The sequence below is a fragment of the Escherichia sp. F1 genome (genome assembly GCF_046764225.1).
Taxonomy (GTDB): Bacteria; Pseudomonadota; Gammaproteobacteria; order Enterobacterales; family Enterobacteriaceae; genus Escherichia; species Escherichia coli.
The window spans coordinates 2,858,308-2,884,110 of record NZ_CP177202.1; the positions used below are offsets into that span (position 1 = coordinate 2,858,308).

Annotated in this window: 38 protein-coding genes and 2 tRNA genes; 7 read left to right on the forward strand and 33 right to left on the reverse strand. The window is 49.9% G+C overall.

Annotation, left to right across the window (positions count from 1 at the left end; genetic code table 11):
- Positions 1-26: 26 nt before the first annotated feature.
- The 33 genes from ACK8NJ_RS13910 to ACK8NJ_RS14070 form a co-directional block, all read right to left on the reverse strand.
- Positions 27-1,643 (reverse strand): S49 family peptidase, encoded by a 1,617-nt coding sequence (locus ACK8NJ_RS13910; RefSeq protein ID WP_411961719.1) that lies wholly within the window; start codon positions 1,641-1,643, stop codon positions 27-29.
- The gene (locus tag ACK8NJ_RS13915) at positions 1,633-3,156 is read right to left on the reverse strand and encodes a phage portal protein (protein ID WP_050412876.1); all 1,524 of its coding nucleotides are present in this window, start codon (positions 3,154-3,156) and stop codon (positions 1,633-1,635) included. The genes ACK8NJ_RS13910 and ACK8NJ_RS13915 overlap by 11 nt, the downstream gene beginning before the upstream one ends.
- Before the next feature lie 44 nt (positions 3,157-3,200).
- Positions 3,201-3,410: a phage head-tail joining protein gene (locus ACK8NJ_RS13920; protein ID WP_000263126.1), complete on the reverse strand. Its 210-nt coding sequence runs from the start codon at positions 3,408-3,410 to the stop codon at positions 3,201-3,203.
- Between the two features lie 3 nt (positions 3,411-3,413).
- Entirely contained in the window at positions 3,414-5,330 is a 1,917-nt protein-coding gene (locus tag ACK8NJ_RS13925; protein WP_411961721.1) for a phage terminase large subunit family protein, read from the reverse strand.
- Positions 5,302-5,850 carry a terminase small subunit gene (locus tag ACK8NJ_RS13930; RefSeq protein WP_053289463.1) on the reverse strand — a complete coding sequence of 183 codons (549 nt, stop codon included), beginning with the start codon at positions 5,848-5,850 and terminating at the stop codon, positions 5,302-5,304. The genes ACK8NJ_RS13925 and ACK8NJ_RS13930 overlap by 29 nt, the downstream gene beginning before the upstream one ends.
- Positions 5,851-6,152: 302 nt before the next feature.
- The gene (locus ACK8NJ_RS13935) at positions 6,153-6,548 is read right to left on the reverse strand and encodes a hypothetical protein (protein ID WP_124353693.1); all 396 of its coding nucleotides are present in this window, start codon (positions 6,546-6,548) and stop codon (positions 6,153-6,155) included.
- Between the two features lie 174 nt (positions 6,549-6,722).
- Positions 6,723-6,905 carry a hypothetical protein gene (locus ACK8NJ_RS13940; protein WP_225520989.1) on the reverse strand — a complete coding sequence of 61 codons (183 nt, stop codon included), beginning with the start codon at positions 6,903-6,905 and terminating at the stop codon, positions 6,723-6,725.
- 14 nt (positions 6,906-6,919) lie between these two features.
- A complete protein-coding gene (locus ACK8NJ_RS13945) occupies positions 6,920-7,297 on the reverse strand; it encodes a M15 family metallopeptidase (protein ID WP_062887077.1) in 378 nt (125 codons plus the stop codon).
- Positions 7,298-7,299: 2 nt separating this feature from the next.
- On the reverse strand, positions 7,300-7,575 hold the full coding sequence (locus ACK8NJ_RS13950; RefSeq protein ID WP_021558840.1) for a phage holin family protein: 276 nt from the start codon (positions 7,573-7,575) through the stop codon (positions 7,300-7,302).
- Positions 7,565-7,957 (reverse strand): putative holin, encoded by a 393-nt coding sequence (locus ACK8NJ_RS13955; protein WP_021558741.1) that lies wholly within the window; start codon positions 7,955-7,957, stop codon positions 7,565-7,567. Before ACK8NJ_RS13955 ends, ACK8NJ_RS13950 begins: the two co-directional genes overlap by 11 nt.
- A 93-nt stretch (positions 7,958-8,050) precedes the next feature.
- The gene (locus ACK8NJ_RS13960) at positions 8,051-8,203 is read right to left on the reverse strand and encodes a DUF3927 family protein (protein WP_000833645.1); all 153 of its coding nucleotides are present in this window, start codon (positions 8,201-8,203) and stop codon (positions 8,051-8,053) included.
- The gene (locus tag ACK8NJ_RS13965; protein WP_000466940.1) at positions 8,200-8,625 is read right to left on the reverse strand and encodes a tellurite resistance TerB family protein; all 426 of its coding nucleotides are present in this window, start codon (positions 8,623-8,625) and stop codon (positions 8,200-8,202) included. Before ACK8NJ_RS13965 ends, ACK8NJ_RS13960 begins: the two co-directional genes overlap by 4 nt.
- A gap of 471 nt (positions 8,626-9,096) precedes the next feature.
- A tRNA-Gly gene (locus ACK8NJ_RS13970) sits at positions 9,097-9,171 on the reverse strand.
- Between the two features lie 3 nt (positions 9,172-9,174).
- A tRNA-Thr gene (locus tag ACK8NJ_RS13975) sits at positions 9,175-9,250 on the reverse strand.
- A gap of 169 nt (positions 9,251-9,419) precedes the next feature.
- Positions 9,420-10,466 carry a DNA-methyltransferase gene (locus ACK8NJ_RS13980; protein ID WP_411961722.1) on the reverse strand — a complete coding sequence of 349 codons (1,047 nt, stop codon included), beginning with the start codon at positions 10,464-10,466 and terminating at the stop codon, positions 9,420-9,422.
- A gap of 150 nt (positions 10,467-10,616) precedes the next feature.
- On the reverse strand, positions 10,617-10,814 hold the full coding sequence (locus ACK8NJ_RS13985; protein ID WP_000917767.1) for a hypothetical protein: 198 nt from the start codon (positions 10,812-10,814) through the stop codon (positions 10,617-10,619).
- 169 nt (positions 10,815-10,983) lie between these two features.
- Positions 10,984-11,697 (reverse strand): OB-fold protein, encoded by a 714-nt coding sequence (locus tag ACK8NJ_RS13990; RefSeq protein ID WP_063100517.1) that lies wholly within the window; start codon positions 11,695-11,697, stop codon positions 10,984-10,986.
- 260 nt (positions 11,698-11,957) lie between these two features.
- The gene (locus ACK8NJ_RS13995; protein ID WP_063100518.1) at positions 11,958-12,779 is read right to left on the reverse strand and encodes an antitermination protein; all 822 of its coding nucleotides are present in this window, start codon (positions 12,777-12,779) and stop codon (positions 11,958-11,960) included.
- Positions 12,776-13,156 (reverse strand): RusA family crossover junction endodeoxyribonuclease, encoded by a 381-nt coding sequence (locus tag ACK8NJ_RS14000; RefSeq protein WP_095374195.1) that lies wholly within the window; start codon positions 13,154-13,156, stop codon positions 12,776-12,778. The genes ACK8NJ_RS13995 and ACK8NJ_RS14000 overlap by 4 nt, the downstream gene beginning before the upstream one ends.
- Before the next feature lies 1 nt (position 13,157).
- On the reverse strand, positions 13,158-14,216 hold the full coding sequence (locus tag ACK8NJ_RS14005; RefSeq protein WP_411961723.1) for a DUF968 domain-containing protein: 1,059 nt from the start codon (positions 14,214-14,216) through the stop codon (positions 13,158-13,160).
- A gap of 1 nt (position 14,217) precedes the next feature.
- Positions 14,218-14,490 (reverse strand): hypothetical protein, encoded by a 273-nt coding sequence (locus ACK8NJ_RS14010; RefSeq protein WP_161620825.1) that lies wholly within the window; start codon positions 14,488-14,490, stop codon positions 14,218-14,220.
- A gap of 166 nt (positions 14,491-14,656) precedes the next feature.
- A complete protein-coding gene (locus ACK8NJ_RS14015) occupies positions 14,657-14,812 on the reverse strand; it encodes a Hok/Gef family protein (RefSeq protein WP_000813258.1) in 156 nt (51 codons plus the stop codon).
- A gap of 290 nt (positions 14,813-15,102) precedes the next feature.
- On the reverse strand, positions 15,103-15,702 hold the full coding sequence (locus ACK8NJ_RS14020; RefSeq protein ID WP_001605314.1) for a hypothetical protein: 600 nt from the start codon (positions 15,700-15,702) through the stop codon (positions 15,103-15,105).
- Positions 15,699-16,064 (reverse strand): HNH endonuclease, encoded by a 366-nt coding sequence (locus ACK8NJ_RS14025; RefSeq protein WP_325893294.1) that lies wholly within the window; start codon positions 16,062-16,064, stop codon positions 15,699-15,701. Before ACK8NJ_RS14025 ends, ACK8NJ_RS14020 begins: the two co-directional genes overlap by 4 nt.
- Position 16,065: 1 nt before the next feature.
- Positions 16,066-16,284, reverse strand: a complete 219-nt coding sequence (locus ACK8NJ_RS14030) for a DUF4014 family protein (protein ID WP_411961724.1) — start codon at positions 16,282-16,284, stop codon at positions 16,066-16,068.
- 127 nt (positions 16,285-16,411) lie between these two features.
- Positions 16,412-16,723 carry a hypothetical protein gene (locus ACK8NJ_RS14035; RefSeq protein ID WP_157709477.1) on the reverse strand — a complete coding sequence of 104 codons (312 nt, stop codon included), beginning with the start codon at positions 16,721-16,723 and terminating at the stop codon, positions 16,412-16,414.
- Between the two features lie 121 nt (positions 16,724-16,844).
- On the reverse strand, positions 16,845-17,096 hold the full coding sequence (locus tag ACK8NJ_RS14040; RefSeq protein WP_262253273.1) for a hypothetical protein: 252 nt from the start codon (positions 17,094-17,096) through the stop codon (positions 16,845-16,847).
- Positions 17,083-17,562, reverse strand: coding sequence for an ead/Ea22-like family protein (locus ACK8NJ_RS14045; protein ID WP_274429460.1), 480 nt, complete (start codon positions 17,560-17,562; stop codon positions 17,083-17,085). Before ACK8NJ_RS14045 ends, ACK8NJ_RS14040 begins: the two co-directional genes overlap by 14 nt.
- Positions 17,549-18,301 (reverse strand): DUF1627 domain-containing protein, encoded by a 753-nt coding sequence (locus ACK8NJ_RS14050; RefSeq protein WP_411961725.1) that lies wholly within the window; start codon positions 18,299-18,301, stop codon positions 17,549-17,551. The genes ACK8NJ_RS14045 and ACK8NJ_RS14050 overlap by 14 nt, the downstream gene beginning before the upstream one ends.
- A 20-nt stretch (positions 18,302-18,321) precedes the next feature.
- On the reverse strand, positions 18,322-19,068 hold the full coding sequence (locus ACK8NJ_RS14055) for an ATP-binding protein (RefSeq protein ID WP_086625358.1): 747 nt from the start codon (positions 19,066-19,068) through the stop codon (positions 18,322-18,324).
- A 6-nt stretch (positions 19,069-19,074) separates the two neighbouring features.
- Positions 19,075-20,022 carry a helix-turn-helix domain-containing protein gene (locus ACK8NJ_RS14060; protein WP_411961726.1) on the reverse strand — a complete coding sequence of 316 codons (948 nt, stop codon included), beginning with the start codon at positions 20,020-20,022 and terminating at the stop codon, positions 19,075-19,077.
- A gap of 23 nt (positions 20,023-20,045) precedes the next feature.
- On the reverse strand, positions 20,046-20,471 hold the full coding sequence (locus ACK8NJ_RS14065; protein ID WP_000693830.1) for a toxin YdaT family protein: 426 nt from the start codon (positions 20,469-20,471) through the stop codon (positions 20,046-20,048).
- A complete protein-coding gene (locus tag ACK8NJ_RS14070; RefSeq protein ID WP_000471548.1) occupies positions 20,471-20,683 on the reverse strand; it encodes a Cro/CI family transcriptional regulator in 213 nt (70 codons plus the stop codon). Before ACK8NJ_RS14070 ends, ACK8NJ_RS14065 begins: the two co-directional genes overlap by 1 nt.
- Positions 20,684-20,732: 49 nt before the next feature.
- Here ACK8NJ_RS14070 and ACK8NJ_RS14075 point away from each other — a divergent pair, with 49 nt between their 5' ends.
- From ACK8NJ_RS14075 to ACK8NJ_RS14105, 7 genes are all read left to right on the forward strand, one after another.
- Positions 20,733-21,449, forward strand: coding sequence for a LexA family protein (locus ACK8NJ_RS14075; RefSeq protein WP_000103683.1), 717 nt, complete (start codon positions 20,733-20,735; stop codon positions 21,447-21,449).
- A gap of 270 nt (positions 21,450-21,719) precedes the next feature.
- Positions 21,720-21,875 carry a DUF1391 family protein gene (locus tag ACK8NJ_RS14080; RefSeq protein WP_000379577.1) on the forward strand — a complete coding sequence of 52 codons (156 nt, stop codon included), beginning with the start codon at positions 21,720-21,722 and terminating at the stop codon, positions 21,873-21,875.
- Position 21,876: 1 nt separating this feature from the next.
- Positions 21,877-22,005, forward strand: a complete 129-nt coding sequence (locus ACK8NJ_RS14085; protein WP_256481866.1) for a hypothetical protein — start codon at positions 21,877-21,879, stop codon at positions 22,003-22,005.
- Between the two features lie 11 nt (positions 22,006-22,016).
- Positions 22,017-22,175 carry a hypothetical protein gene (locus ACK8NJ_RS14090; RefSeq protein ID WP_157839737.1) on the forward strand — a complete coding sequence of 53 codons (159 nt, stop codon included), beginning with the start codon at positions 22,017-22,019 and terminating at the stop codon, positions 22,173-22,175.
- A 640-nt stretch (positions 22,176-22,815) separates the two neighbouring features.
- On the forward strand, positions 22,816-22,998 hold the full coding sequence (dicB, locus tag ACK8NJ_RS14095; RefSeq protein WP_112015954.1) for a cell division inhibition protein DicB: 183 nt from the start codon (positions 22,816-22,818) through the stop codon (positions 22,996-22,998).
- 2 nt (positions 22,999-23,000) lie between these two features.
- On the forward strand, positions 23,001-23,204 hold the full coding sequence (locus ACK8NJ_RS14100) for a DUF1482 family protein (RefSeq protein WP_001090192.1): 204 nt from the start codon (positions 23,001-23,003) through the stop codon (positions 23,202-23,204).
- An 80-nt stretch (positions 23,205-23,284) separates the two neighbouring features.
- Entirely contained in the window at positions 23,285-25,756 is a 2,472-nt protein-coding gene (locus ACK8NJ_RS14105; RefSeq protein WP_411961727.1) for an exonuclease, read from the forward strand.
- Positions 25,757-25,803: the final 47 nt, after the last annotated feature.

Genomic DNA, 25,803 nt, shown 5'->3' on the forward strand with positions numbered 1-25,803 from the left:
TGATTTATCTGAATTCCGGATATCGCTTACGGCATACTCATCAGCAGGTCTTCCTCCCCGCGCCCGGCAGTTCCGCCACCGGAAACCGCACTGGCAGCATGCTGTGCCATAAAGCGATCAAAAAGTGTTTCCTGTGACGGTTGCGATGCCGCCGGCGCGGCTGCCAGCAGCGTTTTCGCCTGCGCCACCGTCATTCCCGGTTGTTCTGTCAGTGCCTGTGCAAGTTGCTCGCGCCCTTTTGCCTCCGGCAGCGCCATAATCTGATCGCCGACACTTGCAGAACCCGCAACCGGTGCCGCCGCCAGTAACGTTTTGGCCTGGTCAACGGTCATTCCCGGCTGTTCAGCCAGCGCCTGCGCGAGTTGTTCACGCCCTTTTGCTTCCGGTAACGCCATAATCTGATCGCCTGTGCCTGCAGCACCAGCAGCAGGGGCTGCCGCCAGAAACGCTTTCGCCTGCTCCACCGTCATCCCCGGCTGACCTGCCAGCATCTGTGCCAGTTGCTCACGCCCCTTTGCTTCCGGCAGCCCCATAATCTGATCACCTGTATTTGCCACACTGACAGCAGGCACAGCAGCCAGGAACGCTTTCGCCTGCTCTACCGTCATTCCAGGCTGACCTGCCAGCATTTGCGCCAGTTGCTCGCGCCCTTTCGCCTCCTGACAATTCAGGATCCCCATCACGCGCTGATTTTCCTGGGCCACCGCTTCAGCAACGGTGAGATTTTTAACAGTCATTGCATTCTCCTTCGTAACAGAGTCATTCAGTGCAGAAACCATCACTTCAACGGCATCTGCAGCATTAATCAGTTGATCAGCCAGGCCTGCATCAATGCCTGCCTGACCGTCATAAACGGCAGCCTCGGTATTCATCACCGCCTCTGAACTCAGCCCCGTATAAAGCGCCACCTTGTCGACAAACATCCGGCGGGCCTCATCAATACGGCGCTGAAAATCTGCACGCACACCTGCCGGCAATGCCTGAATACTGTTGCCGTCAACCTTGTGCTGCCCGGAGTAAATCAGCGTGATGTCCACCCCTTCCTGTGCCAGTTGTTTCTCATAACTGGTGTGCGCCATCATCACGCCAATCGAACCAATTTTTGCCGTCTGCGTGACCAGCCGACGGGTACAGGCTGCCGCCAGCAACATGGCGGCTGAACAGGCCATGTCATTACACAGCGCCCACACGGGCTTCTGTTCCCGCAGACGGTAAATCATGTCAGCACAGTCAAACGCCCCGGCAGCCTGACCGCCCGGGCTGTCGATATCCAGCAAAATGCCGCGCACATCCGGATCATTCACCGCCATCTGAAGACGAGCAGTCAGACCGTCATAGCCTGTCATGCCGGAGTAAGGCCGCAGGGTACCCAGTTTATGCACCAGCGTGCCGCTCACCGGCAGAATGGCAATGCCATTCTTCACCTGGTAACTCTTTGCCGGACGCTGACCGCCCGCCATATAGTCAGTCACCGCCAGTTGCATACCATCAGCATCAAGCTGAACAGCCTGCTGAGGAACGGCAAGGCTGCCGGCCCCTATCTCTTTACCCAGCGCGCAAAAGAAAACCCGCGCATAGGCGGGTTCCAGTAAAAGCGGCTCATTAAATGCCATGGCGGCAATATGCGATAAATTACGACGCATCGCCTTTTTCTCCCGTTGTCTGTCGGATCTGCTGCTGAAACGTGTCCTTAATCCAGATGGGGCGGGGAAGACCCGCTGCCTGTCGCTCCTGGCTTTCACGCAGTTGCTGACGGAAAATCTCCTGATAGTCATCGCCCATCAGAGCCAGCTCTTTCTCGTACGTGCTTAAACCACCTTCAATACGCATCACCGCTTCCTGCACTTCCTTAAGGCCATCAATCGCCATGCGACCGGCACCAATCCACTCGGCACGACACCATCCGGAACGGGCCTCCCAGAATGAAAAACGGGATTTCGGCGGGCGGATCACACCGCGAATAAGAGCTTCCTCCAGCCAGCAGGCAAACATCTGTGATGCCAGCCGGCTGGCCACAAATTTTCGTTTGCCCATAAAATACCGCCACGACTCATTAGCAGATGCCCTGGCACTGGAATAACTGACCTGTGAATAATCACGGGAAAGCTGTTCATAGGACACCCCCAGTCCGGCAGCGATGTAACGTAACAGCGCCTTTTCCAGTTCAGAGAAACCATTATCTGCATTCTGCGCTGTCTGCAGATTCAGTGAATCCCCCGGATAAAGATGTGGAATACGGACCCCACCCAGCTTTACCGTATTGGTGGCGTAATAACGCGCGTAGCCTTTCATGATGGTGTTCAGGGGATTTTTACCGCCATCTCCCACCCCGGCGATATATTCAAATGCTTTTTCCGAATCCAGCGTGGATTCAATCGTCGCGGCATACATCGCCCGCACCACCGCCGACTGCAGTTGCGTGGCCTGCAGTGTGTCGAGCATCTTGAGACGCTCCATGACAGAATAAAACTGGTTGGCCCCGCGCGTCTGCCCGTCCTCCTGCGGCTGAAACACATGGATCATTCCCGGTCGCCCGGAGGGCAGCGTCGCCGCAATCCGCGTCCAGTTGCTGACACCGTAACCGGGCCAGTCATCTTCCTGAACATGGTAGGCCAGTGCTTTTCCGTACCGGTTGATTTCCACCCCGGCACGCATAAAACGATCGCCGGTACCATAACCGGGTGTACTGACACGTTTCGGACTGATGGTCTTGAATTTCGTCCGGAATAATGACGTGGATTCCGTATCCCATACGGGCTGGACAAAAATTTCACCGTTAAATGTATGAACGCCCACCCCTTCACGAATAAATTCGGTAAACGAGCGACGCCCCTCCACATCCATCGAACCAAACACCGGATCGCAGAATTCCATCCACGCTGCCTCAACATCTTCAATAAAGACATGTGAATCGGCTTCCGACATCCCCAGCCAGCGCCAGTTGGGCCGGTAACTCAGACGAAACATGTGTCCGACGATATGGTCTTTATGAATTTCAACGGCGTTTGCGGCAATACCGTTATTGCGGACCAGATCATCCGCACGGGCGTTACCCAGCTGAATGGAAGGTAAGAGCGCCACGTCGGCACTTTCCGGTGCAGGCAGCCATTCCGCAAGCTGCCCGCCAAATCCGGTACCCCCTCCGGAATACCCCATACTCTGCCGCAGTGGCTGCCCGTGAAGATCCACCAGTTCCCCGTTCACAGCCCCACTCCTGCCGGGCCGCGACGCCGTCCGGATACACCCAGCGCACTTTCCAGCTCTTCAATATACTGACGCAGTTCACCAATCGTCGCCCGCGAATACTGAACCTGACGCCCGTCCTTGCTGACGGAAACCACAGCACGTCCGATCATCAGTTCATGTAATGCCCGTCGGGCATCACAAAGCATTTCATGCGTATAAACCATTCTTTATCCTCCACTCAGCGCAGCCGCGATTTCTTCCAGACTCATCTCATCGTCGTCCTGCTCATCTCTTCTGGCACGGGCCAGTGCTTCAAGATCAAGCTGCCACCGCTGAACTGAAATACGCAGGGCAGCATAGGCATATACCAGGCAGTCGAGGGCTTCGTTGCGTCGCCCTTTTTTATCCCACAGCAGTTTCACCCTGCCATTAACCACCTTCTCCACCAGCTCTTCCGCCACGATCTGACGCGCCTCTTCTTCCGAAAAAATGTCGGGGTTATCCGGAAAACGGAAGGTATACGGGGCGGCTTCATTGGCAGATACCACCGGCAGGGCAAAACGGGCGTACAGCATTTCCTTGACGGTATCGGAGCCCACCTCACACAAAAACACACCACGCTGGTTGCGCTTTTTGGGCATGGTGATCACCGGCTTGCCGTACACCGATGCCCCTTTTATGGGAAGCACAAAAAAAGTGCCGTGTTTCCTGGAACGCTGATACACAATGTCCTGGTCGATACCACCGGTATCCCAGCAGACGCGGGAAATGGAAATTTCAGTACCGTCAGCATGACGATATTTTTTCCGGATCACCGTATCAACACGTTTAAGGGTGTCCTCGTCTTCCGGTCGCCCCATGATAATTTGCTTATCAATCAGAAAGGCTTCTTCGCCGGGAGCCCAGCCCCAGACATAAATTTCATAGCGATCTTTCTGGGAGTCGATCCCGGCGGTCAGGTAAACCACCCGCAGGGGAACCTGCGCGCCATAGTGGCAGACTTTTTCCAGCAACAACTCAAAGCTCAGTTTTTCTGCCACGGCCTCTTCATAGGGCTCCCCGAGCGTGGTGTTAATAAACGTCTTGACGCCGTTCGGATCCTTCAGCGCATCCAGCCAGTCATAAACAATCTGCACCCAGGTGGTGAACGGACTATAGGCCGTCCACACGTGGTACGTGATTGAGCGCGGTGGTGGCACCTCCTCATCACCGGCGCTGTAAAATGTCAGGCCGTCACGCGTCCACATCCCGGTATTGTCACAAATCCAGCGTCCGTCGGTCTGGTCAAGTTCCGACTGCCGGATCACACAGCCATTATGTTCACACAGGTAATACACCGTTTCCGGTTTACCCTTCTCCCATTTCAGGCCAAACGGCGTCGCATCATCGCCAAACTTCAGATACTGGGCCTCCCCGCAATGAGGGCAAGGGACATAAAACCGCATGAAATGCGCAGATTCATTCGCGGCTTTCTCAATCTGACAGGAACCTTTGATTTTTGGCGTTGAGCCGCGTATGGATTTAGGCCATACCGAGCCTTCGATACGTTTATCGCCAAGCAGCGTCGGCGAACCTTCTTTTTCCACATCCGGTTCAAACGAGGAGAGTTCGTCATAGCAGACCACATCCACAGATTTTTCACGGTAGTTTTTAGCTGCGGCACCGCCCAGGCACCAGAAACCCACACCGGAGGAAAAACGCTTCAGGGTGAGTGTATTATCGCGGTGCTTTCTTCCGAACCATGGAGCCAGCTCCAGCAATGCAGGAACATCCCTGATCGTTGGCTCAACATGAGATTTCATGAAATCTTCTGCAGCAGAATCTGTTGGCTGAAAAAGCAGACTGTTACGGGATTTATGCTCAATAAAATAAGCCTCCACCCCCAACAGCATTTTGGTGTAACCAACGCGCGCCGATTTAATCAGATTAACGGTGCGGATCCGGTCATTTCCCATGCTGTTCATAATGGCAACCTGAAACGGCAGGGTTTCCCATTGTCCGGGAGTGTATGAAGATTCTTTCGGCAGATAATAATGTTGATCAGCCCACTGAACCGTCGTCAGTGGAACCGGAATATTGAGAGATAAAAGCCCTGTAGCTATCGCACCGGCTGCATTAGCTGCCTTCTGTGCGTCTGAAATCATCAATCCACCTGCCCACGTTTTCACCGGCTTTAGCTGCAACATTGGAGGCTTTCGCGATTTCAGTTTTCACCACATCAAGGTGTGACGGTGAAATATCCGGATATTTACGCTGTAATGTCAGCGGCACACGTACAAGTATCCCCGAAATCTCCTGTGCCACACGTTGCAGAATGAAGGTAAACAATTCCGTTTCCAGCACCAGCCCTTCTTCGCGGGCATTTTTCAGCTCCTGTGCGTCAGCCTGTGCTTTAGTGAGCCGGTAGCGTTCATAGTCAATGGTGCCGGGTTGTAAATCTGATTCTGCAGCCGCACGCGAATCTTCCAGTTCTTTGCGGAGCTTTTCATTTTCGATATCTTTTTCCCGCTGCGCATACCACTCAATGGCTTCTGCAGTATTGAACATGGCCTCGATACCTTTGCCTCCCCCCGACAAAACTCTCAGCCCCTGAGACTGCCAACGTTCAATCGTTCGTGGATCCACGTTGAAAATTTCGGCAAGCTTCTTTTTGTTAACTTTCACAATACATTTCCATATCAAATACAAGGTCCGACATGAAAACGCCTGAATAAGGCATTTTTGAGCGATATCATGTCGGACCTTTTACAGATACGATATCTGAAAAAACAAACAGTTACGCGCGAGAAGTACCGACATGCTTTTTCCTGGAAAATTTTCATAAATAGCGCGTTTTTGCGCGTCCCCAGACCCTCGGTGTTTCAGGTTCCAGAAAGGACCCGTTGAAATGGGAGTAATTATCATTTACACGCTCTAACACCTGCATTATCGCAACCCCTCACACAGAAGGGCTGCTGTAATGCCTGTTACTCACGAATCAGGCGAGCACTCTTACCATTCATTTCAATACGCGAATACTGCGGTTTACCATCAATGATGTCTGTCATCACGAACATCTCACCCGGCTGCAGTTCAACTACTGCGCCTTCCGGCAATTTCATGCAGGCAAATACCGGACAACCAGGATGACGATCATCTTCTGTTGCTTCCAGCATTGACTCACCAAACCACTCCGTCGTGGCGCGACCGTCAGCTGCCTTGTAGTGGATCAAGTACTGGTTTTCGCCATCCGCATACTGCGCACGGGCTTTAACCTCACCCCATTCATCACTGATGCGCATCTCCACCAGTTGAGACAACTCAAACTTAAACGGAGCAGCATCAGCACCAATTACAATCGGTTTGTTTTCTGTTTTTTCCATCATCGTCTCCTGATATCGAAGCCCGTCGCCGCACCGGGCACTGATCAACATTTAAGTATTCGCGGCGACAGAAAGAATTTATTTTATTGAATAGCCACTAACACAGAATTTCATGCTTTCCGGACGCTGGCGCACTCTTCATTTTTCAGCAAAATATTCTGCTATTACAGATGATCAGTTCTGCAGACACTGCCGAACGCCATCGATAAGCTGGCAGACCTGAGAAGCCGTATCGAAAAGCTGACGCGCTTTATCCAGGCTGACGCATCCCACCAGGAAAAAAGGTACCAGTATCGCTACCAGTGCCCATTTCGCCGCCGTTCGCGGCATTCTGTGTGTCCAGTGTTTTCGGCTCATAACACACCTGGTTATCAGCGTTTCAACTGAAAGTGAGGCCCGTCTTTCAGCGTTTTCCAGTCCCCGCCCCATTCGATGGCAGTTCCCAGCTCTGCGGCAGCCTGCTTAAATGCCTGCGCGATTTTCTCGTACAGAGGCCAGTCCCATGACACCTGGCTACCAATGTAGGCAACAACATCCACCGCATCACCGGTCAGGTGGCGGCTGTTCATGGTCTGGCTTTTCCCTTCCGCGACCAGCTGTTTCTGGCGTTCTTTCGTGCGCAGCCCTTCCGTAATACCGAAATCAACCTCCGTCAGCTCCAGCGCACGGCGAACGACAGCAACCAGCTGTGGTTTAACGCCCTCCAGATTTTTTTCACTGCGACGACTGAATCTGAATTTACCCGACATATTCACCTCAACAATGGAAAGATTCTTGCGACGTTCCCGCGTGCGCGTATTACCAGCACGCAGAACAGCAGGTTAAAAAACACTTCCAGCCAGCCCGTTGCTAACGGGCGACCACACAGATAGCTGAGGGGCGCAAAGGCATACAGCAGCATCAGCAGCCAGGCCAGCCATGACATCAGCGGTTTATGTCTGGAATCACGGCGACGATAAAAAAAGAGCGTCAGCACGATAACCGTGCATAACGCCACATTCAGTAATCCGGGAAGGCTACTTAACATTGTCGCCTCCTCCACTCTTCAGGCGGGAGAGCAGACAGGACATCAGTGATATAACGTCCTGCCTGTGCACAAAGGACAGCACTTTTACCGACAATACAGACACCACCACAGCACACAGCGCATCAGCAGAGGTGCCGTCATGCCCTGTTTTTACAGCAATCCAGGCTGACAGCACGCGCGCCCCCAGTACGCCCACGATAAACGACACCAGAAAATGCGCCGCAACACGCCAGGCTGAAAGCGTCTGCGGCATCGTTGCCACAAATAACGCCCCGGCGAACGCACCAAACACAATCCCGAAATCCGTTCCGGTAAACAGCCCGAATACCGTCGCCCCGCCGAGCGCCGCAGCCGTGCCGGAACCGGATAAGGGTTCAGACATACTTTTTTCTCCTGTAAATAAAAAAGGGCCACCAGCGGCCCGTAAAAAAACAACACCCCGTCAAAGGCACCCGCAGATGCCTTTTGTGTGGTGTTATTCAGATTTGCGCAGTAAAGGCCGGAGCACGACCAGCGCCATCGCCACCAGCACACCATCTGCCAGCACCGACATCAGTCGTCCGGTGAAATCCACCGCCACTACCAGAAACAGCAGGATGGCAGCCAGCACAAGGCGCGCACTTTTCACAGGTACTGCTCCAGCGGCAACTGCAGCGCCTGAGCAATTTTCTTGAGCTGTGCTTCTTCATCCGGACCAATGCCATCCTGGTCAGCGATATCAAGGCACAGGCACAGCACATTAACTGCGTCATCAGTACCGGCAACATCAGCCAGCTGACGAAGGGCTTCAGCATTGGCAGAGCGCGGCGACGCTTCATAACGGGCGCGGATATTTGCACTCATTTGTGCAATCTCACCGGAGAACGGCGCAAAGGCAGGAAGTGCTGCAATGGTTTTCTCCAGTACCGCGATTTCTTTCGCATCACAGGTGCCGTCAGCATATGCAATGGAATACGCGCCCCAGACGGTCGCCTCCACTGCGTCGCGGTTCTCCATCTTCTTAACTTCGGTAATGGCCTTGCGGGTTTTCTTTTTGAAAATACCAAACATCGTGACTTTTCCTTTTAGTGGGTGAGCCTGCGCCCGGGGGTGACCAGCCCACAGAGAAAGTCACACTGACCATCCCGTAAGCTCACCCCTGAAAGGCTCTGTGGTTTTTTTTGATGTGCGCCGGGCGTGGCGCGGATATAAAAAAGGCCCGCCGTAGCGAGCCATAAGAAACAGGATTGTGAATAAAAAAAACCGCCTGGTGCGGCGGTTAAGGATGTATTTCCTGGGTTTGATTGATTTCAACGTTATCTGAGCGATGTTTACAACATCGGGATGATGCATCACCGGCCCCTGCCAGAGACATTGCAAATCTCTACCGATAATGCACCATTCTGCTGCCGTAAAAAAATCAGCACTGAGGCTACACCCGGCCTCAAATCATAGCCAGAGAACAGAATGCTTTTTCAAAACAACCTGCTCCCACGTAATAAAAAATACGCCAGTGCTGCAATACAATAAGGCTTGTTCCTCTGGAGCGGGCAGCGGGAATCGAACCCGCATCATCAGCTTGGAAGGCTGAGGTAATAGCCATTATACGATACCCGCATATGGTGCCGGCTACCGGAATCGAACTGGTGACCTACTGATTACAAGTCAGTTGCTCTACCTACTGAGCTAAGTCGGCACTGGTTCCTCAAGAGAAATAAAAATGACCGCGCTTTACATCCCCCTCGGAACCGGAGACTGATATTAATAATACCGGCTCTCTTTTCAATGGAAAATTCCATCAAGATTTGTAAATATACATATATGTTTTTATTTTTTATGAAATAAAGAAATTATTAAATGCATATTTAACGATTCTTTTTTATTTCAGTTACAGTCTGATTAAATCTCTCTTCTTCCAGTTCCACGCCAATCGCACGGCGTCCCAGTGAAAGTGCCGCTTTTATTGTTGAGCCAGACCCCATAAAAAAATCAGCAACCAAATCACCGGGGCGACTGCTGGCCTCAATTATCTGCCGCAACATATCCGCCGGTTTTTCACAGGGATGTTTGCCCGGATAATACTGCACAGGTTTGTGCATCCAGACATCCGTATACGGAACGGCAACTGATACGGAAAAATAACGCCGCAGGGATTTGTACTCTTCCAGCAGGCTGGCATATTGCCGGTTCAGTTCACTGTATGTGCTGACCAGCTGGTGGTGTGGCTTTTCCAGCTCCCCTCGCTGATGTTTTTCTGCCGCAACACGCGCAAACAACGCCTGCAATTTGTTGTAATCACCCTCGTTCGGTAACTGCCACTGACTGGTACCAAACCAGTGCGAAGCCATGTTTTTCTTTCCGGTAGCTTCCGCTATCTGTTTTGACGTTATTCCCAGTGATTCACGCGCATCACGAAAGTAAGAAATCAACGGAGCCATGACGTGCTGCTTAAGTTCGCGCCCCTTTGCCGCATAGCCGTCATTTTTGGGCTGGTATGGCCCCTGATAATGTTCGGCAAACAGAATGCGCTCTGTTGCCGGGAAATACGCCCGCAGGCTTTCCTTGTTGCATCCGTTCCAGCGTCCGGACGGCTTCGCCCAGATAATGTGGTTCAGCACATTAAAGCGTTCACGCATCATGATTTCGGTGTCAGATGCCAGACGATGACCACAGAACAGGTAGAGACTTCCGGCAGGTTTCAGTACCCGCCAGAATTGCGCCAGACACTGATCCAGCCATTTCAGGTAATCATCGTCGCCCTTCCACTGGTTATCCCAGCCCTCGGGCTTCACTTTAAAGTATGGCGGGTCTGTGACTATCAGATCGACAGAGTTTTCCGGTAAGGTCTGGATAAATTCCAGGCAATCAGCGTTGATTAACTCACAACTGGATATTTTTACAGTATTAGCCATAGATCAATAAGCACTTCTCTGATAGGCTCATACCGCTTTTGCGCAAAGCAGATGGGCCTGAGGTTTGCTTGTGACCCCAACGCATGAGCAGATGGCTGGCAGGTGCCGCTAACACCCACCAGCCGCCCATTACCACAAATTAAAAAGCCTTCACTGCGGAAGGCGTCTGTAACAACCGAACTGATAATCTGCCAGACCCGCCATAACAAGCTGAGTCAGTATTAACTGGCAGCGTTCGCGTGAAAGGTACGTATTCTGCGCAATTTCCCCGACGGTCGCCGGTTCGGTGACGCTTAATTCATTAAACACTACTCTGGCAGTTTCGGTCATATCCTGCTGTTTTAGCATGTCTTTTTTCCTTTTCTGGTTAACGTGACATACCAATAACTCTTGTCGAAAAAGCCAGCAAGCTGAAAGACCAGTATTCGCAACCACCAGCGCATTTAACGTCCTGTGCCGCTTTTCAGACATAAAAAAACTCGCTTAGCGGCGAGTTTTTTATGTCTGAAATAAGGTTTTAGTACCTTTCTTTGATTTTACTCAACTTACCTGCATAAGGCTCAAGTATTGATTTAATTAATGCGCCGTTATCTGTAAGTTGCCTTACTGCCATATTGCATGCTTCGACAGACTCTTCACAACTCTTTTCAATTTTATTCTCCAGAAGAGAATAAATTATAAAGGATATCTTTAATGTTTTAGACTTATTTTGTTCTTTATAAGCTCTGTCAAAAATCGTTTTATATCTTTCTGAGATATTTTTAACTTTAGCATTTAAAGCGTAAGAATGACACTCCGCGCTTGGTGAGACTATTTTTTTCGCATTGGAGCACAAAAATTCTACACTATCGCCTTTGTTAAGTGATTCTAATTCATTCTCTGAGTCTTTATCGTAATAGGCAAAAAAAGGGCCATCTCCATCATCAAGAATGACATAAGGTCTGCCATTTAAACTTCCTTGCTTAATCGCCTTTACTGTTGAGTTTAGAATAAATGTGTCTTTATACTTTTTCTTTGCCCTCAACTCATTATCATTAAAATCGTTTATTATCTCAGTTATTGAATATCTTTTAAGCCCATCAATATACTGATCGGCCATCGCCACACCGGTCGGCAAGAAAAATGCAAACGCCTTGCTGTTGCTGGCACTTATGTATTCATTATCAGCGGCATAAGACTGAGACATCGAGAGTACAATAAAAAGTGAAAGCAATTTAATTAGTTTATGCATAAATATCACCTATTGAAACAACGGATTTTCAATAGTAATGATATTCATCATTCCATAATTTGATATCAGTCAATAACGAATTGACATCTTTTAACACATAGCAGCACACATTAACCAAGATTCACTGATGAATGCCACCTGGAATCTATCACAACAAAAAAACCCGCTCGGCGGCGGGTTGTAGAAATCTTTCTAACGTCAGGCATAAAACGCCCATCGTTAGGGCAAATTTACCACAGATTCGGGAAAAATCAACAACACTATCGCGTTACCCTCTTTAACTGCTGCTCTGCCCATGCCTCTTCAATGTCAAACCGAACCACCAATGTATCGTAAAAGCATTTCACTGATTTTTTCCACGTATCAAGCGTGATAGCACTCGTCACTTTGCATATGGCATTAAATGCCTCCGTTGATGGCAGCCTTTCATAGCCACGACCACCACAACGCTGACAGTTTCTGAAAACTGGTACGCCCTGTTTTTCCGACTCTTCACGATGAATGGCAACACCGCGTCCACGGCAATCTTTACAGGCAGTGGAAATCTCTCCTTTCCCCTTGCATACCGGGCAGGAAACTTTCACCAACTCCCGGATTTTTTTCCATTCTTCCCAGTAAGACGGATACACACCTTTCGTACACTTTGCCCATACTGGCGGCTTACCATCCGGATACTGAACCTTGTTTGTAAAAACCTCGCTTTCAATAAATTTTTCCCCTCGGCAACAAGGACATTGCTTTTTACTCGCTGCGCTGCGGGCATAATCCTCAAAAGCATACGAAGCCATAATGCGCATCACTGCCGGTTTTATTTCTGCCGGAAGCTTTCTTAACGCCGCGACGCGATCGCACTGACTTAATGCATAATCCGCCAGTAATTCTGTTGCCCGCGCCCTGTCATTCATACTAATGCCCATTTTCCCCAGGAACGCAGAAAACCCCATCTCAGCCCGGTTTTGTGTCATACCCTGCGCAGCCATCACATCAGTGATGCTCAGCGCATCTTTTGATGTCGAGGCGGACGCATCGGTCAGGCCAGGCGATTTCGGGGAATAGTATTTCGGTAAATCTTCCAGCTTCATTTTTTGACCTGCCCGTCATGCATTATTTCGTAAATTTTCACGCCCAACCGCCCACCGGGAACGATCTGACCGCGCACAATATTGATTTCATCAAACTGCTCGTCGTCTATGAGTAGTCCAGCATGCGTCAGCGCATCCAGTGGAGCTTTCAGAATATTGTCCAGGTCACGGCGACGCTTATCCGGTGGCTCTGCAATAATCTTTATCGCCAGCCTTCCGGACAGGTTTAATTTCAGTCGCTGCTGGCGAACAATTAGCGCCACATCCCGGCGATAACGCTCGCCGGCTTTTGATACAAAATATGTGCTGCCACGACGTCGCCAGTAGGTGTTCACCGTCGGCGGGTAAGGCAAAACAAATTCTATGCGTTCAGTCATTTCATGCTTTCCACTTCAGGACACCCGAATTTTTCGCGTGCATTAAAAAACGAATCAGCAACAACAGCTGGCTGCCGTGTTTTTCTTCAAAATCTTTTACCCCAGCATGCAGTTCGTTATGGCATTTGCGGCACAGCGGAATAACAAACAAATCGTCAGCCTTTGTTCCCATCCCTCCCAGCCCATGACCAATGATGTGGTGCGGATCATCTGCCTGATTGCCACACGTCACGCATTTCTGCGTTTTTACCCAGCGCGTGTATACGGGCATCTCTTCCCGTTGTGGTTTCTGGCGCTGGAGATACTGAGCCGGAGACTCCGGATCAACGGCAATGCTGACCACCGTCTTTTCCTGTGGCAGGCTCTGTTGCTGGTGGACGTGAGGCGGTAGCACAATATTTTTTGTGCGCTGCTTCAGTATGCTGGTGGCTGTCTGCTCTCCAGGTACGATGTCGCTGTCGCGGTACACTGAGAGGATTTTTTCCGTACGTAATCCCAACGAACGACGTAATACTGCCTCCGGTAGCGCGTCCGCCACCTGATTGCAGACCGCCCACCAGGATAACTCAGCCAGCGATAATTCCCGCTCTTGCGTACCATTCATTGCATTGCGTATGACGTCAATCATCCATGCAGACAGGTTTTGATGAGCAAGTTGCTCGAGTGATTCGGATGTCTGGTCACGCAACTGGTTGTCGCAGTGCCAGCACAACACCATTGCGCCGGTACCATAACGGTGAATGACGGTTTCGCTGTGATGATAATCGCCGTGTGGCCACTGGCAGGATTTAATATGGCGCAACAGCCAGTCAGACAATGCACCAGCACCACCAGCAGCACGAATCACCCGTGCGTTACTGAAAAATGGCAGCAATGATTTGTCTTCCGCCAGCGGCTGGCGAATGGCAGGAACAACTCCGGACGGCAGACCGCGCATGCTTTTCGGTTCCGGCTCCACCAGCACTCGAGGGTTATGAAATACCTGCATGGATTCACGACCAGGCTTAAGGACCACCAGCCCGAGTTCCGGTACCGGAACAGGTCGAAGCAATACCCGCACGTTACCTCCAGATCCGTTGCTGGAATGTGCGGGACGGACGCGGTGGGCGTTCGGAATAAGGGAGTCTGACGTAGATTATCCAGTGACGATAATCGAGGCTGAGGGCTTTCCTAAACTCATACCCACGTTTGCGGTAGTTATGAATCAGCCATTCGGCCTGTTCTTCAGTGCAGGGGTCATGCTGATACCAGTCATATTTGAATGTATGAGAACGCCGCCCGTGCCTGCTGGCAAGGTCGGTATCAGAATTGTGATGTTTGGTATTGTGCGCCATCGGTTTTCTCTGCTGGCGCAGCAGGTGCCAGTTGTTCAGGCTGGCCTGTGGATTGTAAACCAGAATACGTAAAACAAAAAACCCGCCGAAGCGGGTTAAGCGCGGGTGCGTTGAGGATGCCGACACATCAGAGGTGGCGGGAGATTACTCTCCCGCCTGGTCACTCTTACTTCTCAGATTCGTAGTCCACGAAGACAGCAACCTCCGTCTGGCCGGTTCGGATTCGTACCTCACAGAGGTCTTTCCTCGTTACCAGTGCCGTCACTATGACGGTTAAACAGATGACGATCAGGGCGATTAACATCGCCTTTTGCTGCTTCATAGCCTGCTTCTCCTTGCCTTTCGGCACGTAAGAGGCTAACCTAGATTTGCCGTTCATAGATTGAGCCTCAGATTAATGTTAAGCGTCTTGCAGGACGCGTAATGTTAACTGGGGCTTTTCTCTATCTGCCGTTGGTGTTCATGCCTGAGGCAGATAGCCTCAAGCACCCGCAGCAATTCTACTTAACTCTCCTTTTCCCGCAAACCGTTTTTATCCCCAACGGCAAATCGAATACACAACCAGCGCCACCGCCAGTGCAATTCCTACCGTTGTGAATGCTTCAGGCCAGGTCATCGTAAAATATCCTCCGCGCTTATCAGTCCGTTTCGCTTCAGGTAGACCATCGCCTTCTCCGGTAATTTGCAGTCCGGCTTCGCTTTCCTCAATTGGCTAACCAGTTGTTTAATCAACATTGTTAATTCCCGTACCTGAACGTCCCCTTTGGTATCCTCATTGGTGAGGATACCATCGCCTTTCCCCTGAAGCATGGCGGCGCAGCAGGCGTTCCATGAAATTTCCTGAAGGGAACGACGAATCTGTGTGCTGCATATACTCCTCCCTGACTCCTGGCTGTTAAACCATGTTTCAAATTCCGGCACTACTGGTGCTGGTTGGGTGGTGACATTGGCAAAGGCTGCACGCAACCCGGCCTTAATTTCCTCTACCTCATCAGCACCTGGCGATGAATCTGACAGTGCGCGATGGAATGCGTAAGCCATGTCGTCGTTGATTTCTACAGGCACACTATCAGCCTTGCGGCGCTCCTGTAGCTCGCGCAGAGCCGCTGCAACATAATGACTATTGTGCTGGTCAGCCCACAGAATGAGCCGAATCAACGTTGCATTTGAAACGTATTCGTCTGTTAGTTTGCTATTGGTAAAAGTGGTCATGCTGTAGCCCCTTCTTGATATTTTTCAAACCAGAACACAACCGGGTCAGGTTTCATTTCAACCAATCCCATACGAACCAGCGCTTTGCCTTTCCCGGACGCAAGGAATTCACGACGACCATCACTGATAATTCGCCGATAATCTTCCAGGCTACTGCAATGCTTGTGCAGATTGCATGGGTGGCATGCCGGAACCATGTTGGATATATCGTCACGCTCCTGGTGAAGCATATTTCCATCAAAACGAATGACCGGTCTTACATGGTCTGCATGCCACTTTTCGCCAAGTTCGCAGCCGCAATAAGCGCAGCGACCACCAAACTTCATGCGCAGTTCTGCACGTTGTTTTTTCGTCAGTGCCATATCAGCTTTCCTTATACGGATTAATTTTATTGTTTAGTGCGTTGAACGACGCCCATACCACGTCGTTATACAATTCAATAACTGGCTCAATTATTTTCCCGATTATCCAGACCAGTAATAGCGGGGATATCGGTATCATCAACACGATAAACAGAATGAGAAACAGGAATTCTGTCGTTCTACTCTTTCGCGGATATTTTTTTCTGAATAATGTGACCATTCATTACCGCCCTTTCGGGCGGCCTCCGGATGATTTGAGGGTGCAGGAATCCCTCCGGTTAAGGATTTAATAAAAACCACTTCTGATTTAAATTTTCAGTGTTTTGTTGCCAGGTGATTTATCGCCTTTACGCTTCAGCCTTATTTCGCAACCAGACACAAACCGGGCCATCTTCGGTGTCATGTATTGAACCAATAAACCATCCATCGCCCTCTGGTCGTTCCGGTTTCCAGGAGGCAATATCGGGACCATCTGCGTCCAGATTAAAATCATCTTCATCCATAGTTCTGATGGTCCATTGAAGATTATTTTCCTCCATCCATGCGTTAAACTCTTCCGTTGAAATATGTTCTCTACCATCACAGAATTTTTCATATTCAGGATGCGTCCAGCAGCCATATTCATCACGTTCTACCGGTACTTCTTTAATTGCGTGCATCACTTATCACTCCTAATGCTTTGTTGATTGCAGAATGGGTCATTTCGAATTCATCAGTTTTTCTGTGTATGTTGCATAGTAATACCTCCAGTTAAGGATTGAGTTAATAAAATGATGGCAATTAATTCATGTAATGCGAGCCATACTCCCAATGATGGCTAATTATTTCTGTAGCATCTCCATAACATAAGTTGCCCTGTTTCATATCCTTGTCTTGCCCGAATTTACTCTCGACAAAGTCATCAATATCCTGATGCGGAGCATTAGCTGGGACTGAAATAACAGTTGTCACAATTATTGTTCGATTCACTTTCTCCCCCTCCTTTGATGCGAGCGCCTGCAACAATAGCGCCTGATAGTTAATTTTGCTCACTGCTCGACCCCTTCTTGAGCAGTTTACGCAGGCGCTCCACAGCCACAGAGAATGCATCCATCGTTCGTTTATCCAGGCTCGGGGCCAGAGCAACCAGTTCATTTATTGCAATCTGAATACCCTGCGCTCGCGATTTTTCCAGAATGGCGTCAATAGCTGGCGTGTCGGGCATGAGTGGCGATTCATCCGCAGGCGAATATTCATCAGAAATGTCGGCCTGCTCTCCATGAAATACATAGCAACTGCCCTTGATAAACCGCTTCAATGCGGCATTCTCTGCCGCCAGTGCCGCAAGATTAACTTCCAGTTCAGCAATGCGTTTGTTTTGGGCTTCCCGTTCATCCAGCAGTTCCAGCACAACCTGAGGTGTGGCTTTCATACGAAATGCCAGCAATTTTTGTGGTGTGGCTGCTATTTTTATTGCTTCTGCCGCCCCACGCAGTGCCTGATAGTCAATCTTGCTCACTGGTTGCCTCCTGGCAAAGCTGGGCGACAATATCGCGATATTTATTCAGCTCCCGCAGCGCGGCACAGACTCGCTCCCACTTCTGGACATGATTTTTCGCCCGACGCAGTTCGCGGTTTGCCTGTCGCAGCGATGGCAGAACCAGATTATCCACTCGCTTCTCAAGCGGCTGCACAATGTCCGCCACAGTTTCTGTTTTAATTTCTTCCTGTGTTGCAGCCTCCTGTACTGGTAACGCAACACATGCAGGCTGAGGAAAGGCTTTACCATCAGTTTCCGCTACCGATGCCGCTTTCGGCTCTGCTGGTAAATTACCGCCCGGCATGCAGTAGCGAAATTTACCGTTCTGGTTTACGCGTGCCAGCCGCCCCGTTGCGGTTACTACCGCCAGCGTGGAAGCAACCTTGCGAGTGCTGACACCGAACTTACCCGCCAGTTCCTCACACGTTTTAGCTCCCTCCTGACCGATAAACTCAATCATCATGTCAGCGGTAACTTTTCGTTCGACCTCCCTGGTTAGCACATCCTGTACTTCAGATTGTGCTGGCTGCTCTTCGGCTACCCCGGATTCACCTTCACCAGCCACACGCCAGGTGTATACGCTTTTATCAACGAAGCCAGCCTTTTTCAGTTCCCACAGCTCGTTCAGTACTTCTTCACGACTGATATCAAGTCGCGCAGCCAGCTCTACCGACGTGGCTTTTCCCATCGCTTTCAGTGCGTCAAAAACAGTCTCCATAAATTTCCTCCCGGTAAAAATTACTTTTCAATACCTGGCTGACCAACATTCGGGCGCCAGCTCTCCCAGTTAAAATTCACCCAGCGCCCGCCGTTCATGGTCATGCGATCCATAATCCGCTCGCCGAGCAATGTTTTCATGGCCTCATAGTTCAAGTTTGTCAGCATTCCCACGCTACGCATCGACGCTGTCCGTCGATCAATAATCTGGTGCAGTACCACCTGCTCGTTTTTCGTCTCGCGCTGAATGCCAATTTCATCAAGAACCAGCAGATCCACTTCGCACAGTTCCCGCAAAAATTTTTCGCCTGACTGCCCGTCGTCATAGCTGGCGTGCAGGGCGCTCATAACATCAGCCACGGTAACCACAATCACTGTCTGGCCATCTTTCAGCAGGCGATTCCCGATAGCCGCCGCTAAGTGGTTTTTCCCGGTACCAGGTTTTCCGCTGAATGCGAAATTTGTGCATCCGGTCATCAGTTCATCGGCGATGGATTTCGCCTGGCTCAACGCGTATCGCTGGCCGTCATTCTGCACCTGGTAATTCGCAAACGAGCACTTGCGGTGCAACGGCTGGATGCCGGAGCGATTCAGAATTTTTTCCACCCGCAACTGACGATTCTGGCGGTTGATCTCCTCGCAACGCTTCTGGCCTTCTGCAAGTTGCCACTCGCGCCACTCGTCCACTGTTCGGTATGGCGCGGTTACATGCTGCGGAGCCAGCTTACGGATGCGTTCAAGAACACCGCCTGTCGCAATATTTTTCATGCTTCGTTACCCCCTGAATCCCGGCGGAATTTCGGTGTCCGGCTCGGAAATATGATTCACGCAACGCTGTACAGGCGAACGCCCCAGACGAATAACCAGCTCATCCCATTTTTCGCGAAGCTTTGACGGGCTCATGACGTTTTTTACCCAGAATGGATCCCGCTGTGCCCGACCAAACATTTCGCAAATTTGTCTGTGAGTTCTGCCATCCAGCATCCGCATTGTGCGCACATCATTGGCCCATGCAGTCCAGTTGGGTTCTTTCGGTCGCATGATTTCGCCATCATCGCTGGCAGCCTGCTCGTAAAGACTCACGATTCGTCCCCAGATCCACTGCGCACACGCTAAATCTTCCTGGCTGCCCCACTGGCGTTTTTTCGCACTGAACACAACCGCGTCAGGGTGTCGGGTTAAAAAATCCTGTTCAGCCGTCTGCGAGTCCGGTTGCGAAGCTTCCGGACGAAAAGATCTTTTATCTGACGGATCAGGTTTTAATACTGACGGATCGGGGCCAACCATCGCCCCCCTATCCGACTGTTTTTTATCAATGGTTGATCCATCAAAATTTGAGGGGTCAACCGTTGAGGGGGCAATATTTGACGGGTCATTTTTTGCCTGGCTAATTTTTCTTTTCGGTTTATATGCCTCACGCGCCGCCGCTGCTGCTGCTTCGAGTTTTTCCACATTAAGGCGGTAGATATTGCTTTCATTACGCCCACCGACCTTACGTTCCTCCTTCTTCAGCCAGCCGTTCTTTTCCAGTTCCGCTATCGCCGCTTTAACCGTTGATTCACTCTTTGCTCCAATCTGACGACGAATGGTCTCCACTGCAGGCCATGACACACCTTCGTCATTGCTGTAATCTGCAAGGCGAGCCATTACTGCCACCCTGGATAAGATCATGCCGGTGAAGGCACACCCTTCCCAGACAAGACCATGAAGCTTGCTGCTCATAAAAAACTCCGAACACCGTGCTTTTAGTGCATCACCACGGCATTTCCCGCCGGACCACCACGATTCATCTGATTGAAACCAGCGATCGCCACTGCGACAAAATCATCAGCGTCTCTCACCAGTCGTTCCCGCATCTCCACCAGCTCCCGAAAATAGGCTGAACTGTGGCTGCGCATTCGGGCCACCAGCAGAGGTGGCATTGCCTTTTCGATCGCCGGTAACAGCGCCTGAATTTTTTTAACCGCATCAGGGGTGTCTTTCTCCACCCAGCGGAAAATTTTCTGAGTATTGCGAGCCAGGGCTTCCGGATGCCTGTCGTCATATAGCTCCGGGAACGTCATACCAAGCTCAAAATAAGCCTGGGTTATTTCAGCTGCCGGAACTTTTTCACCGTCCGGATGCGCCCAGGCATTCATCGCCATGCGGATGTGTTCATGCTTGATTTTCATTAATCATTCTTTCCTTCGTTCGAGGTGCTATCCTGCTTCTTGTAAAGTTCTGGGTTGTATTTCAATTCACCGTTAGTAATTTCATCCAGTTCCATTGCGCGAAGTTTGGGAATAACTGCTTTCCACCGCACAACAGCCACATGTGAAATTCCAAGAGCCTCAGCTACTAGTCGCTTTTTTTTGAAATAGCGCAGAACATCATCTTTGAACATAAAACTCTCCTGTTATTTCGAGCGGGAGGGTAACAATAGTTACATAGCAATGTCAACCATAGCAACATCACTTGGTAGTAACATTGGTTACATGAAAAACACTATCAGCGAACGTATTCGGAATCGTCGAAAAGACGTTGGATTAACCCAACAGCAGGTTGCGAAAGCAATCGGCATATCTCGTGTATCCGTAACAAAATGGGAAAATGGCTCTTCAAAACCTGACGGTGAGAATTTGCATCTACTGTCAAAATTGCTTTCCAAATCTCCTGAATGGATTCTTTATGGAAAGGACTGTCACGATAAAACCGATGATCTGCGTCTGAATCAGTACCCTTACATTAGTGACAACATCGCCCGGTTGCCCGTTTTAACGTGGGAACAGGCTGGTTATTGGGATATGAGTTGTCCAGTAACCGAGATTCCTGGTATTAAGAATTGGGTTGATGTCATGACAAAAACCGCTGAAAACTCTTTTTTATTGCATGTTGAGGGAGATGCGATGACAAACTCTAACGGCCTCCCAACCATCCCCGACGGATCTACCGTGCTGATCACACCATGCTCAAGTAACATTAGAGAACTGGTGGGAAAAATAATCTTAATCCAATTGGAAGGAACGCCAAACGTAACACTAAAAAAAGTTGCGATTGACGGACCAAACATCTATCTGTTGTCACTGAATCCGCTTTACAAACCCATCGAACTGAATGGTGGTTACACCATTAAAGGTAAAGTTTCACAAATACATCAATACTTAGACTGAGTCAGAACCCGCATTCATTGCGGGTTTTTTATGCCCTCAAATGTACCTTTTGCAACATTGTATTGACTCGAAAGGTAACTCTTGTTACCTTAACGACATACCAACCCACCCCGCCCCACAGAACGCAGGGCAATACCTCGAGTTACCAGGCAGTGGTCAGGGGGTAAGTAGCCAGCCCGAGGCGTAAGAACATGACGGCAGGGTTCAACTTTAACTATGCAGCAGGTTTTTTGTTCCGCTACCCCGGCGTTAAGGGGAAATGAGGTCAGCATGGATACTATCGATCTTGGCAACAACGAATCTCTGGTATACGGCGTGTTTCCCAACCAGGACGGCACATTCACCGCGATGACGTATACCAAAAGCAAAACGTTTAAAACCGAATCTGGCGCACGTCGCTGGCTGGAAAGAAATTCAGGTGAGTGATATGGATTTCGACGCAATCATGAAAAAGGCTTACGAAGAATACTTCGAAGGCCTTGCCGAAGGCGAAGAAGCTCTCAGCTTCGGTGAGTTTAAACAGGCGCTTTCCTGTTCGACAAAATCTATCGACTAACGGGGTTAAAGATGGAATTTAAAGATTTACCTCCAGACACTCAGAAAATCGCCGCAGAAACACTGAAATCTCTCATTTTGAACGGGGAGACAGAAAAGGTAGAGCCAGCTAAAAAACTGGCTCAAGAAATCAGAGAAGCCTTTATTGCTCTTTATCAGTCTTCTCCATAGCGGCTTGTTTTTCTTCTTTTAATATATTGCGAATTGTAATAACTGAATTAGCCGCCTCTGAAGGGGATGACATTTTATCCTCCATTGAGGTTCTGGGTTAAAAATGGAGACCAACACGCTGCCACATGTGGTCGTGCGCCGGACACGGATAAGAATCCGGCACTGACAGTTTACTGAAAGGATATATCCCTGAAAAGTCAGGGCATAACGCGAAAGCGCACGGCGAAGTTCGTCTCACTGTACGGTGTCGTTAAATTTAATTCGACCGTGCGCTTCCGGTTGTGGCACTCCGCGAAATGGCGCGGCGGTACGTATGGCGGGGTTATTCCTTCCCCCTGTTGAGGACACCGGGTTGTCAGGTTGACCATACGCCTGAGTGACAACCCCGCTGCAACAACCCATGTTGATTACCTTTTGGCGGCATCAGTTTCATTGCTGGCTGATGTCCGCCCTTTTTAAAGTGAATTTTGTGATGCGGTGAATGCGGCTCAGCGCACGCGGAACAGTTAAAAAGGCCAGTTGACTTCCGTATTGGTTCTTATGGGTGGGTTCTCTGTATCCGGCGTTAATTGTTAACTGGTTAACGTCACCTGGAGGCACCAGGCACCGCATCACAAAATTCATTGTTGAGGACGCGATAATGGAAACGTTATTACCAAACGTTAATACGTCTGAAGGTTGTTTTGAAATTGGTGTCAGTATCAGTAACCCTGTATTTACTGAAGATGCCATTAATAAGAGAAAACACGAACGGGAGTTATTAAATCAAATATGCATTGTTTCAATGCTGGCCCGTTTACGCCTGATGCAAAAAGGACGCTGACAATGAATACAGCATTTGCACTCGTTCTGACAGTTTTTCTTAATACAGGCGAACCAGTCGATCTTGTTATTGGTATACATGACTCAATGAAAGAATGCATGGCTGCCGCAGCGGAACAGAAAATTCCCGGCAACTGTTATCCGGTTGATAAAGTTATTCGCATGGACAATAACGAAATCCCGGCAGGACTTAAAACAGCACCGTAATTAATATCCGGTTTCATTTTTATATGCCAGCAATGGCAGGGATTTGTTCACCCTTAAATCTGTAATGAGGTTAAAACAAAATGAGTAAAGTCTTTATTTGCGCCGCCATTCCGGACGAACAGGCAATAAAGGAAGAAGGTGCAGTCGCTGTAGCCACTGCCATTGAAGCCAGCGACGAACGCCGCGCCCGTGCCAAATTTACCTGGCAATTCCTGGAGCAATATCCGGCTGCTCAGGACTGCGCTTATAAATTTCTTGTTTGCGAGGATAAACCCGGCATGCCCCGCCCTGCCATCGACTCCTGGGATACCGAATATATGCTGGAAAACCGCTGGGATGAGGAAGGCGCTTCCTTTGTTCCGGTCGAACCAGAATCCGATCCGATGAACGTCAATTTTGACAAGCTGTCCCTTGAAGTACAGAACGCGGTCCTGGTTAAGTTCGGTACATGTGAAAACATCACCGTTGATATGGTGATTAGTGCACAGGAATTGTTGCAGGAGGACATGGCAACATTCGACGGGCATATCGTTGAGGCATTGATGAAAATGCCTGAAGTTAACGTCATGTATTCAGAACTAAAGCTGTTCGCCATCGGGTGGGTTAAACATAAATGTAAGCCGGGCGCAAAATGGCCTGAGATCCAGACAGAATTACGCACCTGGAAAAAACGTCGCGAAGCCGAACGCAAAGAAACCGGGAAATACACGTCTGTTGTTGATCTTGCCCGCGCCAAAGTCAACCGGCAGCACACTGAAAACTCAGCAGGAAAAATCAACCCCGCCACTGCCGCCATTCGTCGCGAATACAAACAGACATGGAAAACGCTGGATGAAGAACTGGCCTACGCTCTGTGGCCTGGCGATATTAATGCCGGAAACATTGACGGCAGCATCCATCGCTGGGCAAAAAATGAAGTTATCGACAAAGATCGCGAAGACTGGAAGCGCATTTCCGCATCAATGCGCAAACTACCCGATGCCGTCCGCTACGACCGTCAGACTATTTTTGGCCTTGTCCGTGAGCGTCCGATCGACATTCACAAAGATCCCGTAGCACTGAACAAATACATCACTGAATACCTGGCGACAAAGGGCGTGTTTGAGGATGAAGAAACAGACCAGAACGCTGCTGATATTCTCCAGCCGTCAGCAGCACAAACTGATGCAGTGGAAACTGAAGTATCTGATACCCAAAAAAATGAAAGCGCGCTGGAAACTGAACCATCTGTAGAGCGTGAGGGGCCGTTCTACTTCCTTTTCACCGATAAGGATGGCGAAAAATATGGTCGTGCAAACAAACTTTCTGGTCTGAATAAGGCGCTGGCTGCAGGGGCTACTGAAATCACGAAAGAAGAATATTTTGCCCGCAAAAACGGTACATACTCAGGCTCACAACAAAATACTGGTGCATCTGACACGACCGCACAACCAGAGCCGGTAAAAGTTACCGCTGACGAAGTAAACAAAATTATGCAGGCAGCCAATATCAGCCAGCCTGACGCTAATGAACTGCTTGCTGCCTCTCGCGGAGAATTTGTTGCAGGGATTAGCGATCCGAATGATCCGAAATGGGTGAAGGGGATTGAAACCCGCGATTCTGTGAACCAGAACCAGCAAGAAACGGAACAGAACGACCAGAAAGCGGAACAAAACAGCCCAAATGCGTTACAAAACGAGCCGGAAACAAAACAACCTGAGCCAGTAGCGCAACAGGAAGCGGAAAAAGTCTGCACCGCCTGCGGTCAGAGCGGTGGCGGCAACTGCCCTGATTGTGGCGCGGTGATGGGCGACGCAACATACCAAGAAACATTCGATGAAGAGAATCAGGTTGAAGTTCAGGAAAACGATCCGGAGAAAATGGAAGGCGCTGAACATCCACACAAGGAGAATGCTGGCAGCGCTCATGACCACGCCAGCGATAATGAAACTGGCGAGGCGGCAGATCACTCAATTAAGATGAACGGTCATCACGAAATCACATCCACCAGCAGGACGTGTGACCATCTAATGATCGACCTCGAAACCATGGGAAAAAATCCTGATGCCCCGGTTATCTCAATAGGTGCAATATTTTTCGATCCGCAAACCGGAGATATGGGACCGGAATTTAGTAAGACTATCGATCTGGAAACTGCTGGCGGAGTCATTGATCGGAACACCATTAAATGGTGGCTGAAGCAATCACGCGAAGCGCAATCTGCCATTATGACCGATGAAATCCCGTTAGATGATGCACTGTTACAATTGCGAGAATTTATCGACGAAAACTCCGGTGAATTTTTTGTTCAGGTCTGGGGAAATGGAGCCAACTTCGACAACACGATTTTGCGCCGTTCATACGAACGGCAGGGGATCCCCTGCCCGTGGCGTTACTACAACGATCGCGATGTACGCACAATCGTTGAGCTGGGGAAAGCCATAGACTTCGATGCCAGAACGGCTATTCCATTCGAAGGTGAGCGCCATAATGCACTTGATGACGCTCGTTACCAGGCAAAATACGTTTCAGCTATCTGGCAAAAACTGATCCCGAGTCAGGCTGATTTTTAATGTTCAACCGTCGCCAGTTGTCGTTGGTATTCTGCAACTGGCGCGTT

Coding starts and splice junctions, on each gene's coding strand:
- ACK8NJ_RS13965 (WP_000466940.1), bottom strand. CDS start 8,625: ATGTTTGGTATTTTCAAAAAGAAAACCCGCAAGGCCATTACCGAAGTT.
- ACK8NJ_RS14015 (WP_000813258.1), bottom strand. CDS start 14,812: ATGAAGCAGCAAAAGGCGATGTTAATCGCCCTGATCGTCATCTGTTTA.
- ACK8NJ_RS13910 (WP_411961719.1), bottom strand. CDS start 1,643: ATGCGTCGTAATTTATCGCATATTGCCGCCATGGCATTTAATGAGCCG.
- ACK8NJ_RS13925 (WP_411961721.1), bottom strand. CDS start 5,330: ATGATTTCAGACGCACAGAAGGCAGCTAATGCAGCCGGTGCGATAGCT.
- dicB (WP_112015954.1), top strand. CDS start 22,816: ATGGAAACGTTATTACCAAACGTTAATACGTCTGAAGGTTGTTTTGAA.
- ACK8NJ_RS14035 (WP_157709477.1), bottom strand. CDS start 16,723: ATGCACGCAATTAAAGAAGTACCGGTAGAACGTGATGAATATGGCTGC.
- ACK8NJ_RS14080 (WP_000379577.1), top strand. CDS start 21,720: ATGGATACTATCGATCTTGGCAACAACGAATCTCTGGTATACGGCGTG.
- ACK8NJ_RS14090 (WP_157839737.1), top strand. CDS start 22,017: ATGGAATTTAAAGATTTACCTCCAGACACTCAGAAAATCGCCGCAGAA.
- ACK8NJ_RS13935 (WP_124353693.1), bottom strand. CDS start 6,548: ATGGAAAAAACAGAAAACAAACCGATTGTAATTGGTGCTGATGCTGCT.
- ACK8NJ_RS14105 (WP_411961727.1), top strand. CDS start 23,285: ATGAGTAAAGTCTTTATTTGCGCCGCCATTCCGGACGAACAGGCAATA.
- ACK8NJ_RS14065 (WP_000693830.1), bottom strand. CDS start 20,471: ATGAAAATCAAGCATGAACACATCCGCATGGCGATGAATGCCTGGGCG.
- ACK8NJ_RS14060 (WP_411961726.1), bottom strand. CDS start 20,022: ATGAGCAGCAAGCTTCATGGTCTTGTCTGGGAAGGGTGTGCCTTCACC.
- ACK8NJ_RS14020 (WP_001605314.1), bottom strand. CDS start 15,702: ATGACCACTTTTACCAATAGCAAACTAACAGACGAATACGTTTCAAAT.
- ACK8NJ_RS13920 (WP_000263126.1), bottom strand. CDS start 3,410: ATGGTTTATACGCATGAAATGCTTTGTGATGCCCGACGGGCATTACAT.
- ACK8NJ_RS14010 (WP_161620825.1), bottom strand. CDS start 14,490: ATGGCGCACAATACCAAACATCACAATTCTGATACCGACCTTGCCAGC.
- ACK8NJ_RS14100 (WP_001090192.1), top strand. CDS start 23,001: ATGAATACAGCATTTGCACTCGTTCTGACAGTTTTTCTTAATACAGGC.
- ACK8NJ_RS14050 (WP_411961725.1), bottom strand. CDS start 18,301: ATGGAGACTGTTTTTGACGCACTGAAAGCGATGGGAAAAGCCACGTCG.
- ACK8NJ_RS14000 (WP_095374195.1), bottom strand. CDS start 13,156: ATGACTGAACGCATAGAATTTGTTTTGCCTTACCCGCCGACGGTGAAC.
- ACK8NJ_RS13985 (WP_000917767.1), bottom strand. CDS start 10,814: ATGCTAAAACAGCAGGATATGACCGAAACTGCCAGAGTAGTGTTTAAT.
- ACK8NJ_RS14055 (WP_086625358.1), bottom strand. CDS start 19,068: ATGAAAAATATTGCGACAGGCGGTGTTCTTGAACGCATCCGTAAGCTG.
- ACK8NJ_RS14070 (WP_000471548.1), bottom strand. CDS start 20,683: ATGTTCAAAGATGATGTTCTGCGCTATTTCAAAAAAAAGCGACTAGTA.
- ACK8NJ_RS13990 (WP_063100517.1), bottom strand. CDS start 11,697: ATGCATAAACTAATTAAATTGCTTTCACTTTTTATTGTACTCTCGATG.
- ACK8NJ_RS13940 (WP_225520989.1), bottom strand. CDS start 6,905: ATGAGCCGAAAACACTGGACACACAGAATGCCGCGAACGGCGGCGAAA.
- ACK8NJ_RS14025 (WP_325893294.1), bottom strand. CDS start 16,064: ATGGCACTGACGAAAAAACAACGTGCAGAACTGCGCATGAAGTTTGGT.
- ACK8NJ_RS13980 (WP_411961722.1), bottom strand. CDS start 10,466: ATGGCTAATACTGTAAAAATATCCAGTTGTGAGTTAATCAACGCTGAT.
- ACK8NJ_RS14075 (WP_000103683.1), top strand. CDS start 20,733: ATGTCAACCATAGCAACATCACTTGGTAGTAACATTGGTTACATGAAA.
- ACK8NJ_RS13945 (WP_062887077.1), bottom strand. CDS start 7,297: ATGTCGGGTAAATTCAGATTCAGTCGTCGCAGTGAAAAAAATCTGGAG.
- ACK8NJ_RS14030 (WP_411961724.1), bottom strand. CDS start 16,284: ATGGTCACATTATTCAGAAAAAAATATCCGCGAAAGAGTAGAACGACA.
- ACK8NJ_RS13950 (WP_021558840.1), bottom strand. CDS start 7,575: ATGTTAAGTAGCCTTCCCGGATTACTGAATGTGGCGTTATGCACGGTT.
- ACK8NJ_RS14085 (WP_256481866.1), top strand. CDS start 21,877: ATGGATTTCGACGCAATCATGAAAAAGGCTTACGAAGAATACTTCGAA.
- ACK8NJ_RS13915 (WP_050412876.1), bottom strand. CDS start 3,156: ATGGGGTATTCCGGAGGGGGTACCGGATTTGGCGGGCAGCTTGCGGAA.
- ACK8NJ_RS13995 (WP_063100518.1), bottom strand. CDS start 12,779: ATGAAGCTGGAAGATTTACCGAAATACTATTCCCCGAAATCGCCTGGC.
- ACK8NJ_RS13955 (WP_021558741.1), bottom strand. CDS start 7,957: ATGTCTGAACCCTTATCCGGTTCCGGCACGGCTGCGGCGCTCGGCGGG.